This window comes from Mesorhizobium sp. J428 (assembly GCF_024699925.1).
Classification (GTDB): domain Bacteria; phylum Pseudomonadota; class Alphaproteobacteria; order Rhizobiales; family Rhizobiaceae; genus Mesorhizobium_A.
Map to the genome: position 1 here is coordinate 2,359,318 of NZ_JAJOMX010000001.1, position 12,094 is coordinate 2,371,411.

General features: G+C 63.6%; 12 protein-coding genes and 2 pseudogenes. 6 read left to right on the plus strand and 8 right to left on the minus strand.

Annotated elements, in window-relative coordinates:
- Positions 1 to 18: 18 nt before the first annotated feature.
- Complete coding sequence (locus tag LRS09_RS11945; RefSeq protein WP_257806811.1) at positions 19 to 222, plus strand: hypothetical protein; 204 nt, start codon at positions 19 to 21, stop codon at positions 220 to 222.
- 166 nt (positions 223 to 388) lie between these two features.
- Here LRS09_RS11945 and LRS09_RS11950 read toward each other — a convergent pair whose 3' ends face one another.
- The gene (locus LRS09_RS11950) at positions 389 to 811 is read right to left on the minus strand and encodes a helix-turn-helix domain-containing protein (RefSeq protein ID WP_257806813.1); all 423 of its coding nucleotides are present in this window, start codon (positions 809 to 811) and stop codon (positions 389 to 391) included.
- Positions 812 to 880: 69 nt separating this feature from the next.
- On the opposite strand from LRS09_RS11950, the pseudogene LRS09_RS11955 reads away from it, so the two are divergent.
- A pseudogene (locus LRS09_RS11955) lies at positions 881 to 3,072 on the plus strand (heavy metal translocating P-type ATPase).
- Between the two features lie 45 nt (positions 3,073 to 3,117).
- Here LRS09_RS11955 and LRS09_RS11960 read toward each other — a convergent pair.
- From LRS09_RS11960 to LRS09_RS11975, 4 genes are all read right to left on the minus strand, one after another.
- Positions 3,118 to 4,326 (minus strand): metal transporter, encoded by a 1,209-nt coding sequence (locus tag LRS09_RS11960; protein ID WP_257806815.1) that lies wholly within the window; start codon positions 4,324 to 4,326, stop codon positions 3,118 to 3,120.
- Positions 4,323 to 5,465, minus strand: a complete 1,143-nt coding sequence (locus tag LRS09_RS11965) for a multicopper oxidase domain-containing protein (protein ID WP_257806818.1) — start codon at positions 5,463 to 5,465, stop codon at positions 4,323 to 4,325. The genes LRS09_RS11960 and LRS09_RS11965 overlap by 4 nt, the downstream gene beginning before the upstream one ends.
- Before the next feature lie 183 nt (positions 5,466 to 5,648).
- Positions 5,649 to 5,975 (minus strand): YnfA family protein, encoded by a 327-nt coding sequence (locus tag LRS09_RS11970; protein WP_257806821.1) that lies wholly within the window; start codon positions 5,973 to 5,975, stop codon positions 5,649 to 5,651.
- Positions 5,975 to 6,403 (minus strand): helix-turn-helix domain-containing protein, encoded by a 429-nt coding sequence (locus tag LRS09_RS11975; protein WP_257806823.1) that lies wholly within the window; start codon positions 6,401 to 6,403, stop codon positions 5,975 to 5,977. The genes LRS09_RS11970 and LRS09_RS11975 overlap by 1 nt, the downstream gene beginning before the upstream one ends.
- Positions 6,404 to 6,477: 74 nt before the next feature.
- Here LRS09_RS11975 and LRS09_RS11980 point away from each other — a divergent pair, with 74 nt between their 5' ends.
- From LRS09_RS11980 to merA, 4 genes and pseudogenes are all read left to right on the plus strand, one after another.
- Entirely contained in the window at positions 6,478 to 6,876 is a 399-nt protein-coding gene (locus LRS09_RS11980; protein ID WP_257806825.1) for a mercuric transporter MerT family protein, read from the plus strand.
- A gap of 10 nt (positions 6,877 to 6,886) precedes the next feature.
- A complete protein-coding gene (locus tag LRS09_RS11985; RefSeq protein WP_257806827.1) occupies positions 6,887 to 7,219 on the plus strand; it encodes a heavy-metal-associated domain-containing protein in 333 nt (110 codons plus the stop codon).
- Positions 7,220 to 7,224: 5 nt separating this feature from the next.
- Positions 7,225 to 7,497 carry a mercury resistance system transport protein MerF gene (gene merF / locus LRS09_RS11990; RefSeq protein ID WP_257806829.1) on the plus strand — a complete coding sequence of 91 codons (273 nt, stop codon included), beginning with the start codon at positions 7,225 to 7,227 and terminating at the stop codon, positions 7,495 to 7,497.
- 22 nt (positions 7,498 to 7,519) lie between these two features.
- Positions 7,520 to 8,918, plus strand: a pseudogene (merA, locus tag LRS09_RS30265) (mercury(II) reductase); the annotation flags it as partial.
- A 50-nt stretch (positions 8,919 to 8,968) separates the two neighbouring features.
- Here the strand turns inward: merA and LRS09_RS12000 are convergent.
- The 3 genes from LRS09_RS12000 to LRS09_RS12010 all read right to left on the minus strand — a co-directional run bounded on the left by LRS09_RS12000 (position 8,969) and on the right by LRS09_RS12010 (position 12,058).
- Positions 8,969 to 10,708 carry a VirD2 family relaxase/mobilization nuclease gene (locus tag LRS09_RS12000; protein WP_257806841.1) on the minus strand — a complete coding sequence of 580 codons (1,740 nt, stop codon included), beginning with the start codon at positions 10,706 to 10,708 and terminating at the stop codon, positions 8,969 to 8,971.
- Positions 10,709 to 10,951: 243 nt separating this feature from the next.
- Positions 10,952 to 11,719: a lytic transglycosylase domain-containing protein gene (locus LRS09_RS12005; RefSeq protein ID WP_257806843.1), complete on the minus strand. Its 768-nt coding sequence runs from the start codon at positions 11,717 to 11,719 to the stop codon at positions 10,952 to 10,954.
- Positions 11,720 to 11,722: 3 nt separating this feature from the next.
- Complete coding sequence (locus LRS09_RS12010) at positions 11,723 to 12,058, minus strand: DUF736 domain-containing protein (protein WP_257806845.1); 336 nt, start codon at positions 12,056 to 12,058, stop codon at positions 11,723 to 11,725.
- Positions 12,059 to 12,094: the final 36 nt, after the last annotated feature.

Genomic DNA, 12,094 nt, shown 5'->3' on the forward strand with positions numbered 1-12,094 from the left:
ACTGGCAAGGAGGTGACGATGATCTCGAAAACGGAAATATTGGAGCGGGATATCCTACGTGTATTCAGATGTGCCTGCCGGCAAAACCGGCCAGACATCGCCGAATTCATGCTCGCAGCACTGGAGAGACTGGACAGCGAACGTGTGAATTCCGCTGCAAGAAAAACCCCGTTGATTGATGCCTACCAGGAGATTGCAGGCATCGGCACTTCACAGCAGTAGCCGAGCGGTGTCGGCTATTCCGATCGATTCGATGCCGAATTCACGCCGCTCGTGCAGAGGCCAGCGGACCGGTGCGGACCATCAGCCGTGGCGGTGATGCGGGTCGAGATAGTGCGGGTGGCTGCGGCGCAAGGTTGATAACGATACCAGTGCGAATGCGAATCGGTCACTGGCTGTGTTCCGACCGGCATTGTCCGTGGTCGGCCAGCACCTCGATGATCCGGCAGTCGCAGACGCGACCGCGACCGCACTCGCTGATCATGCGTGCCAGTTCGGCCTTCAACGTGGTCAGGCTGGCGATCCGGCGGTCGATTTCGATCAGATGGCTGTTGGCGATGCTGTCGACGTTGTGACACGAGGACTGTGGCTGCTCGGACATGGCTAGCAATTCCCGGATATCGTTGATCTCGAAGCCCAACTCGCGGGAATGCCGGATGAAATTCAGCCGATCGACCTCGGCTTGCCCATAGAGGCGCCGGTTGCTGTCGGTGCGCGGTGCCGCAGGTAGCAACCCGATCTGCTCATAATACCGGATGGTCGGCACCTTAACCGCAGTGCGACGGGAGAATTCACCAATCGAAAAAACCATGGAATGCCTCTTGCTCCTCTAGTCGCTAGAGGATTTAGCATCGCGCGGTATCGAATGGAAGGACCGAGGATGGCAGAACCGATCAAGACAAAGTACCGCGTCGGAGGAATGGACTGCGCGGCTTGCGCGAGCAAGATCGAGACCGCGGTAAGCCGGATCCCTGGCGTTTCCGAAGTCGGTGCCAGCTACACCGCCGGCACGTTGAACGTGATCCATGACGCGGTTGAGTTCAGCGCTATCCAAAAAGCCGTCAAATCGCTGGGCTACAGCATCTCGCCGGACGGCCCCGCACCACGGGCGGGCGATGAAACCCTTCACCAGAACGCTCATGACCATGGCCACGCCGACGGTCATCTCGATCCTGGCGACGGCCCATGGTGGAGAACACGCAAGGCGATACTTACACTGGCCTGCGGCCTTGCGCTGATCGTGGCCTATCTGGCGGGACGGCTTGCGCCCGATACCGGTCATTTCGCATTCATAGCTGCGCTGCTAGTCGGCCTGATACCGGTCGGGCGACGTGCGCTGGCCGGCGCCATGGCCGGCACGCCGTTCTCCATCGAAACCCTGATGACCATTGCCGCCACCGGAGCCGTCATCATCGGCGCGACCGAGGAAGCGGCGATAGTGATCCTGTTGTTCCTTGTCGGTGAACTGCTCGAAGGCGTGGCCGCAGGCAGCGCCCGCGCCAGCATCAGGGGGCTGGCCGATCTGGTGCCCAAAACGGCGCTCCTCGTTGAAGGCGATCAGACCCGTGAGGTGCCGGCAGCAAGCCTCGCAGTGAACGCGATCGTCATGGTACGTCCCGGAGATCGGATACCTGCCGATGGCGACATCGTTGAAGGGCACAGCGCGATCGACGAATCCCCCGTCACCGGCGAAAGCGTGCCCAAGTCCAAGCAGGTGGGCGATCAGGTGTTCGCCGGCACGATCAATACCGATGCCGTCCTTAAGATACGGGTCACGGCGAGCGCGAGCGACAACACCATCGCGCGGGTCGTGCGGCTGGTCGAGGAAGCCCAGGAGAGCAAGGCCCCGACCGCCCGGTTCATCGATCGCTTCTCGATGTACTACACACCCGGCGTGCTCGTCGTCGGTGCCCTGGTGGCGATCGTACTCCCCTCCTGTTCGGGCAGTCGTGGGGCGAATGGGTCTACAAGGGCCTTGCGATTCTGCTGATCGGGTGTCCGTGCGCCCTTGTCATCTCGACGCCGGCCGCGATCGCCGCCGCGCTGTCAGCCGGTGCGCGTCAGGGCCTGCTCCTCAAAGGCGGCGCGGTGCTCGAACGCCTGCGCTCGATTTCGATGGTTGCGCTCGACAAGACCGGAACGCTGACCGAAGGCAAGCCACAGGTGACAGATATCGTCGGGGTCGGCAGTTCGGAGAGCAAAGTGTTGTCGCTTGCAGCCGCGCTCGAGACAGGATCGAACCATCCGCTGGCAATCGCGATTCTTGCCAGGGCACAAGCTGACAAGACGCCGATTCCGCCCGCGGCATCGGCAATGGCCATCGCCGGCAAGGGGGTCTCGGGTAGGGTTGGCGGCGAGGACGTATTCCTCGCATCGCCTGCGGCTGCGGCCGAACGCGTCAAGATCGAGCCCGAACTTCAGGCAGTGATCGACAAGTTCAATGATGACGGCAAAACTGTTTCCGTCCTCGTTATCGGTTCAGAAGTCGCCGGCTTACTAGCGATGCGCGATGAACCTCGTGCCGACGCCGAGGCCGGCCTTCATGCGCTCAAGGTCGCCGGCGTCGGTGTCGTCATGCTGACCGGGGACAATGCGCGGACCGCTCGGGCAATCGGCTCGAAGCTCGGCATCGAGGTTCGGGCCGGCCTGTTGCCCGAGGACAAGCAGCGCATCGTTCGCGAGTTGCAGTCCGAAGGGAACGTCGTGGCCAAGGTCGGCGACGGCATCAACGACGCTCCAGCGCTGGCGGCGGCAGATATCGGCATCGCCATGGGCGGCGGCACAGACGTTGCGCTCGAAACTGCTGACGCCGCGGTGCTGCATGCCCGCGTGCTCGACATCGCGGGAATGATCGACCTGTCCAAGGCGACCATGGCCAACATCTGGCAGAACATCGCCGTCTCACTTGGTCTCAAGGCCGTCTTTTTCGTGACCACCATCGTGGGTGTAACCGGGCTCTGGCCGGCTATCCTGGCCGATACCGGTGCAACGGTGCTCGTCACCCTCAATGCGATGCGCTTGTTGGGTTGGGGCGTTCGCCGCCTCCCAGTCGCCGCCGCTGCGGCAGCCTAGGCCATGCTGTGACCGTCGATCGAGCGGGCGCGGTCCGCCAAGGCTTCAGACTTTGACCAGCATGGCCGTGCCATACATGAAGGTGACACCGAAGAAGAGCCCAGACATAACCGGCCACGACAGGAGAGCTGCTGTCCCACGCCCGTCGGATCTCGCCAGATAGGCGCCGACTTCGATTACCACCTGTAGTATGGCGCCGGCACCGATCGCCAGCGCCAGCGCCGACCATTGCGGCGCATTGGCGAGGCTGCCAATCCACAGGCCCAGGACGGCGGGGCCGCCGGCAAGCAGGGTCAGCGCCGGGAAAGTCCACAGCGACGGACGCTTCTTCAGCATCGGCGCGGCGATGCCTATACCCTCGGTAATGTTGTGAATGGTGAAGCCCAGCACGAGGAAGGTGCCAAGCCCGGCCGCCCCGGCGGCGAAGGCCGCGCCGATGGCAAGACCCTCGCCGAGATTGTGCAGGCCGATGCCCAATGCGATGAGTGTCGCAAGCGTCAACCCGGTTGGCGTTCCCCCACGCCGGCCGGTCGCCATGAGAATGAGGAAGGCGGCGGACGCTGCAAGAACGACCATGGCCTGCCCCTGGAAAATGGCGGCGGCTTCGCCAGCGAGTTCGAAGGCCTCGCCCGCGGCGTCGATCATCAGGAACACCAGCAGGCCCACCGTCATCGCGAGAAGGAAGTTCATGCCGCCGCGGCCGATACCGCGCAGCGCTGGATAGAACATCAGTCCGATGGCGACCGGCACGATGCCGACGAGAGCCCCCAGAAGCATCTGGCTCCAAAGCGTTGCGGCATTGGCAACCGGGGTCGGTACGGCAACGGCGATCTCGTGTTCGAACGTGGCGCCGGTGTTGGTGATGATCTTCACCGCATGCGCCTCGCCAAGAACCCAGGGGTAGGACAAGCGAATCCATGCAGTGTCGCCACGACCGAGGGCGCGGGCCGGTTCCTGCACAAACTGCCAATAGGCGTCGTCGACCTGCACTTGAGCGATCGTCATCGGCTCCGATCCACCGGCGCGGACGAGAAGGTCGATGCCGCCGTCGGACAGGACGGTGCGCTCGAAGGTCAGGTTTTCCACGGGCGGCGCACCATTGTCGAAACGGCTCAACGGATTGGCCGTGACAAGCCAGGCGATTGCAAACGCCAGCACGGCAAGTGGCAGAAGAAGCCAGATGAGGACCGCGCGTGACCGCCGCGGCTCGACCGGAACCGATCCGGTTTCGGCAACAGGGCGAGTCTCGTTCATGCCACGGCCTCCTTGACATCGAAAAAGCTCATCCAGCCGAGTTCGGCGAATTCCGATTGGTGCGCGTGGAACATGTAGAGGCCCGGTTCGTGGTCCTTGAAGGAGAACTCGAGAATGCCACGCTGCGCCTGGCACTGGGTGATCGTGTCGACGGTACGCAGCGTTGGCGTCAGCGTCGTGCCATGATCGTAGTAGTCGTAGAAATTGCCATGCAGGTGGAACGAGTTGATCGGATCGAACTCGACCGCGTTGACGAGATAGACGCGCACCGGCTTCTCGCGCAGGATGGCGATCGGACGCTTCATATAAGTATGCGCGACCGTGTTGACCGCATAGACCTCGTTCTCGTCGTCGAAATTGGTGTCGAACGCGTTCATCACCATGGCAAACTCCTGCCACTCGGCATTTTCCGGCGTACCGAGGAGGCGTGAACGGGCGATTTGCATCTGATCTGGATGCCGCTCGGGATCGGGATCGACCACGAAAAGCCCGTAGAGGCCCTTGTGGATATGCCGCTTCAAGGGTAGCGCATGGCAATGGTAGAAATGGCAACCGAACGGCTTGGCGTCGAACTCGTAGACAAACTCATCGCCCGGATCGATCACGCCAGAGCCGGGTACGCCGTCCATCCGTGCCGAATGAATGCCATGGAAGTGGATCGAGTGCGGGTGAGAGCCGAAATTGCGGAAGACGATCCTCAACCGCTCTCCTTCGGTTGCCCTCAGCGCCGGGCCGGGTACACGGCCGCTATACGTCCAGGCCGGGAACATCACTCCGGGCGCAATCTCGATTTCCTTGTCGACGGCGTCAATCTGGAAGGTGCGCAGAACGCGTCCGTCGGGCAGGCGGGAAACCGTTCCGGTCTCCCACTCGGTCAGCATCTCGGTCGTGTCGAACCCGTTCCTCGCTTCATCGACATCACCGACCGTCATCATAGCGCCGTGGCTGGAGCCATGACCGGACTGATGACCTGAATCAGCCGCCCCTTGATACGGCTTGCCGCCGACATAGCCCGGTTGCTTGACCTCCTGCGCGCTGCCCACCGCGGCGACCGCGGACCCGCCCGCGGCCGCAAGGCCCGCGCCCAAAACCATGCGCCGGCTCAACCGTGTTCGCAGCCAATCAGAAATCTCGAACATTAAACGTTCCTGCAACTGAGAATTATTTGCAACTTAGCAGGAGCTATAATTTGGAGCAAGAGCTGCATTCTTTGGCCCGGCGCGCCGGTGCGAGCGAAATGGGTGGGCGCATCCATCTCTGGTGACCTATGCCGTCGCCGCGCCCCGTACGCGTTCACGGCAATGAGTTGGACATCCGAGACGTCAGCCCGGTCGCGGTCCCCACAGGATGATTGCGGCGCCAACCAGACAAACCGCAGCACCGGTCACGTCCCAGCGGTCGGGTCGCTGGGATTCCGCCGTCCAAAGCCAGAACAGCGACACCGTGATGTAGATACCGCCATAGGCGGCATAGGTGCGGCCTGCGAAATCGCTGTCGATGCGTGTCAGGAGCCAGGCAAAGAGAGCAAGACTGGCCATGCCTGGCGCGAGCCACAGCGGCGAGCGGTCGAGACGCAGCCAGGCCCAGAAGGCAAAGCAGCCGCCGATTTCCGCCAGCGCCGCGCCGACATAGATTGCGAGTGTTGCCATCACGATGCCAGCGCCTCCAGCACCGGGCATTCCGGTACGTCCTCGCCGGAACACTGCTCGGCCGTTTCCGCCAACACCTTCTCGATCCGCTTGAGGTCGGCGATTTTAGCTCGGACATCGATAAGGTGTCGCTCCGTCCGCTCCTTCACTTCGGCGCAGGTCTGGGTGCCGCGATCGACGAGTTCGAGTAGGCCTCGGATCTCATCGATGGAAAAGCCGAGCTCGCGGGCGCGCAGGATGAAACGCAGCCGCGAAACGTGGCTGTCGTCGTATACGCGGTAACCCGAAGCCGTACGCGGCGGATCGGGTATCATCTTAATCTTCTCGTAATATCGGATGGTTTCGAGGTTGCAGCCTGTGCGCCTTGCGAGTTCGGCGCGCTGCAACGTGTTACCGGACACTCGCTTCGCGGAAACGTGATCGGTCATCTCAAAATTCCTCTTGAGTCTGTAGTTGCTACAGACTGTAGCTTGCTTTCAATTGAAATTCGAGGGCGAACCGCATGAGCGAGACAAAAATCGAAACCGTGGCGTTAGACGCGCCGACGCAAGTGGTGGATCGGAAGAAGGGATGGTTTGCCGCCGGTGGTGTCGTCGGCGCGATTCTGGCTTCAACCTGCTGCATTGCGCCGCTTGTACTGTTGATGCTCGGCGTATCGGGCGCCTGGATTGGCAATCTCACGGCGCTCGAACCCTACAAGCCGATCTTCGCCGGTGTGGCGCTCGTCTTCATCGGGCTCGGATTCCGGCAGGTCTACTTCAAGCCCAAGGTCGCCTGCGAGGACGGGTCCTACTGCGCCCGTCCCGAATCCGCCCTCATCACCAAATCCGCCCTGTGGCTGTCCACGGTTCTGGTCGTCCTGGCTCTGACGATCAATTGGTGGGCACCGCTTTTCTATTAGGAGAACTGACATGAAACGACTTCTCTTCGTCACAGTGGGATTGCTGGCTATCGGCGTCTTAGGCCTTCCCCTAATCGGTTCGGTTTCCTCGCCGGTGCTCGTTTCGGCCGCGCAGGCGGCGGAGACCGAACAGACGGCCACCTTCGACGTCCCGGGCATGACCTGTGCGCTCTGCCCCGTCACGGTGAGAAAGGCGATGGAAGCTGTCGAAGGTGTTCGGGAGGTCGAGGTCAATTTTGATGCCAGGACGGCGACCGTCGTGTTCGACCCGTCTGTCACGACCATCGAAGCCATTGCCGCCGCTTCGGCCAATGCCGGATACCCGGCGGCGGTGAGAGGCTGAGTCCGGTGAAGGACGCGACGATCCTCAGGACCGGTATCATCGGATCGGTGATCGCCGGGGTCTGCTGCGCCACGCCGGTCGTCGTCATCGCGCTTGGCGCTCTCGGAATGACAGCATTGATCGGCTGGGTGGACTATGTGGTCATTCCGGCGCTCGCCCTGTTCCTCTCAATAGCCGCTTACGGGCTGTGGCGGCGGCAGCGGTTGGCAGAATGCTGCTCTTCTGAAACTCAATCTTGCAAGACAACACCCAGCGAAGAAGGGGCCAGACATGGCTGACTGCTGCAACACCGAAGGCGCCCGAAAGGGATACGACTTGGCCGTCATCGGCGCGGGCTCCGCAGGTTTCTCCGCCGCCATTACGGCGGCCGAACAAGGCGCGAATGTCGCCCTCATCGGTCAGGGCACGATCGGCGGCACCTGCGTCAATGTCGGCTGTGTGCCGTCCAAGACAATGATCCGTGCTGCGGAGGCGCTTCACGGCGCTCGCGCGGCAAGCCGGTTTCCCGGATTGACCGGCGAAGCCCATGTCAGAGACTGGCGGGCACTGGTCGCGGCCAAGGACGATCTGGTCGGCACACTGCGGCAGAAAAAATATGTTGACCTGCTGCCCGAATATAACGGCGTTGCCTATCTCGAAGGCGCGGCGCGTCTGAACGGCCAAGGCATTCTCGTCGACGGCGCCGCCATAGCGGCGGACAAGATCATCGTGGTGACGGGGTCTGCGCCGGGCCTGCCGGACATTCCCGGCATCGCGGATGTTCCTTATCTCACCGAGTACCACCGCCCTGGAATTGACCGATCAGCCTGCTTCGCTTCTGGTCATTGGGGGCGGCTATATTGGCTGCGAGCTGGCGCAGATGTTCGCCCGGGCGGGGACGAAGGTCACCCTCATTACCCGCAGCCGTCTTTTGCCCGAGACTGAGCCGGAAGTCTCCGAGGCATTGACCCACTATCTGGCGGACGACGGGATATCCGTTCTGACTGGGCTCTCCTACCGGGCGATCAAAGCCATCGAGAACGGCGTCGAGCTTGCCATTGAACGCGAGGGCCGGCCGGATTTTCCGACGGCACAGCACATTCTCGTCGCAACCGGTCGCAGGCCGAATTCGGCAGACCTCGGGCTTGAGGAAGCTGGGGTGAGGCTTTCCGCCAACGGCGGCATCGTCGTCGACGACCGGATGCGCACATCAAAAACCGGCGTCTACGCCGCAGGCGACGTGACCGGACGTGACCAGTTCGTCTATATGGCGGCCTATGGCGCAAAGCTTGCCGCACTGAACGCGCTGAACGGCGACAGCCTCGTCTATGACAACGCCGCCATGCCCTGGGTTGTGTTCACCGATCCGCAAGTGGCTGGCGTCGGCCTTTCCGAGGCCCAAGCCAAGGCGCAAGGCCTAAAGACTAAGACCTCGGTCGCGCCCCTCGACCAAGTGCCGCGGGCGCTTGCCGCCCGCGACACACGCGGGCTCATCAAGCTGGTCGCAGACGCTCAGACCGATCGCTTGCTCGGCGCGCAAATACTGGCACCGGAGGGCGCGGACAGCATCCAGACCGCTGTGCTCGCCATCAAGCACGGCATGACAGCAAAGGCTCTCGGGGAAACGATCTTCCCATACCTCACCACGGTAGAAGGGTTGAAGCTCGCGGCACAGGGCTTCGACAAGGATGTCGCCAAGCTCTCTTGTTGTGCTGGTTGATACCCGTGGGCAAGATTGGCTGACTCACCGTCGCCTGAGCTCATGCTTCTCTACAATCCGAGGTCTCGCTTCCGGCCGAAGCCCCAGTCGATACCGCCATCGCCGCGCGCGACGCCCGAGACGTGGCGGCCGAGGTGCTTCTCCAGCGAGGGCGTCCAGGGCACGAGTTGGAAGCCGAGGCCATCGTCGATCATCGCGAAGCGGCCGGAGGCGAGCGTAAAACGCTGGCGGTAGGCGCCGGCGACATACTCGCCGTTGGCCGCACGCTGGAAGGGCTGGCCGGTCTGAGCCGCGAGCTTCTCGCCGAGTGTGTCCACTTCGCGCCGGCGGAGCGTGTTGAGGAGATTGCGACTGAAGATGATCCGCCGGCCCTGCCGTTCGGCGAAGCCTTGCTCGATCAGGTGATCTGCACGCCGGTCCAGAGCATCGCGGACTTTAGCGCCGAAGCCCCCTTCGGACAGAGCTGCGGGATCACGCGCGATGTTTTGCCGATCCAGCCAGGTTGCGCCCGATGCGGTCACCTGCCGTTCGATGTCGAGATCGGAACGCACCGCGAGCGCGACACGCCGCTGTCCGCGGGAGTCGTCATAGGCGCGCAGCTCGACGATCGAGCCTGGCGTGCTGTCGCCGGCCGCATCGAGATCGGCGAGCTTGATGTGGTGGGTCCGTCCGTCGACGCCGTCGACCACGGCATAGGCCGTGCCCTTCAGTTCGTCGTCGAGTCCACGTTCGACCAGGCGGCCGACGATCGGCGTGTCGAGACTTTCGGCGGCCAGCACGTAATCCGCCGATCCGCGCCCGATGCCGCGCTCGGTCAGCGCCCGGTGCATGCGCTTGATGATGTCACCGCGTTCGCCAAGTTCGCGCAGCGTCGCCTCGGCCTTGTCGTCGATCATCCATTGGCCGGGTCCGACCTGCTCGGCCAGGCCGAGCGTCTCCAGCTTGCGCAGCCGCCCGACCTTGAGCGCGTGGAATTCGTCGGGCTGCTCGCCCGGATGCGGCGCGAGGTCGATGATGCCGGTGCGCCGGCCATCGCGAACGAGCTGACGGTCGAGCTGCGTCCAGCGCTCGGAGGCGATCTGGTTCTCGAGGCTGCGCCGGATGTCGAGGTCGGTGCGCGGCCCGAGCTCCTGGGTGATGAGGTCGCGCGCCCGATCGCGCATGCCCTCCTTGATGTAATCGCGCGAGATGACGAGGTCCTGGCCGTCCTCCCGGACACCGCGCACGATCAGATGGACATGCGGGTGTTCGGTGTTCCAGTGATCGACAGCGACCCAGTCGAGACCTGAGCCGAGATCCTTCTCCATCTGGCCGACAAGATCACGGGTGAAGGATTTGAGGTCCGACATCTCCAGCGCGTCGTCCGGCGAGACGATGAAGCGGAAGTGGTGGCGGTCGTCCCCGCAGCGTTCGGCGAAGGTGCGTCCATCCGCATCCTCCTCTCCCGGCCCGAATAGCCGCGCCTTCTCGCCATCGCGAGTCACGCCGTCGCGGCGCAGATAATCGAGATGCGTGCCGAGCGGCGCGGCGCGCGCGGAATGCCGAACCACACGCGCCTTGATCACCGCGCCGCGCGAGCGCGCCGTGATGAGCCGGTTGGCCTGGATGCTGGCACGCTGGCCATACCCGAAGCGCGAGCGGTTGCCGGAGACGACGCGGCCGGAGCGCGACACGCCGCCGCCCGCCTTCTTCGCTGCCGCAAGCGCCTGGGCGATGAACGGGCGCGCGGCCTGCGCGCGGGTCGAGCGGATGCGGCCGGGACGGATGCGGAACTCGCGATCATCGGCCATGGGATCGCTCCGCAATGTGCGAAAACCCGCGTAGACACAGGCCCTTGAGCGGTCCGCGCACATTGCGCCAAGGCTGGGCAATGTGCGGAACGCGCCAGAAAATCCAAGTAAAACAACCGACCGACCGGCGCGCAATGTGCGCCCTTTTATCCTGCCATCGTGCGGTTGTTGGGGCTGCCGCCCCCACTTGCGCTCGCCATGCTACGCCAGAACCCGACAGGGCAAGAATGCACATGGCGTCGGTCACGATGAGCCCGTTGTGCTGCCGTGGGCGACGAATATCGGTTCCGACTGTGGCTGTTGATGGTGTTCGCGCTGCTCCGGGACGGGAGAGTGGGACGTCTTCGACGGCTCCTCGGAGGCAGGATTGTCGACAGTCCGATGGTCACTTGAGCGCGGGACGAAAAGCGGTGCCTCGCGCCAGTCCGGTGGCGATGGCGGTGCGGCCGGAGCGTTCGGCGACGGCACAGCGGCGCCAAGCGCGGGCGCAAGCAAATCGACATAGGCACGCGTTTCGGCAGGCAATGGCCGACCGGTTGCAAGGTGCTCGTCGTAGCGGGCTGGCCCCGCATTGTAGGCCGCCAGCATGGCCGGAATGGTGCCGTAGCGGTCGTGCATCTCGCGCAAATAGGCTGCGCCCGCGAGGATGTTGTCGCGCGGATCGAACGGATCGCGGCCGAGGCGATACCGGGCGCGCAGGTGATCCCAGGTATCGGGCATGACCTGCATCAGCCCCATCGCGCCCGCAGATGAGACGGCACGCGTAGCGCCGGCGCTCTCGGCGCCCAAGACGGCGACGATCCAGTGTTCGGGAATGCGAAAGCGCTGCGCTGCCTCGGCAATATGAGCGGCGAATGGATGGCCGATCTGCTGCTGCCCGGTGGTTGCCGGCTGAGCAAAGACGGCGCCGCTTTCGACCAGGCTGAGGGACAGGCCGGAAAGGAGAAGGAGGGCAATGCGGCCGCAAGGGCCGCACCGCTGCAGTGCTGGGGACAGGCGGACGCAGCGCATCGTTCAGTCCTGGTCGTCGCGCTTTTTGGGGCGGGTCCAGTGCAGGCCCCAGTCGCGTCCATCCTCGTCGGACTGGAACAGCCGGGCGCGGACCGGAAACGGAAAGGCCGGATCGTCCAGGACGACCGAGATAAATGTGCCCGCCCGTTCGCCGGAGTGTTTCCAGCCCGCGCCGACCTCCGGGCCGTCCTCGTCACCGAGATGAACCCGGTAGGCGGGCGCGTTGTCGCTGTCGGCGTTGTCGGCGGTGACAAAGGTGAGTTCGCAGTCGAACCAGAGGGTGCGGAGCCGGCCCGAATATCCTCCGGGCGTGCGTGTGAATTGACCGATCTGTGGCATAGGAATCTCCTTTTGGTTGCGGTGGGATTGCAGGAA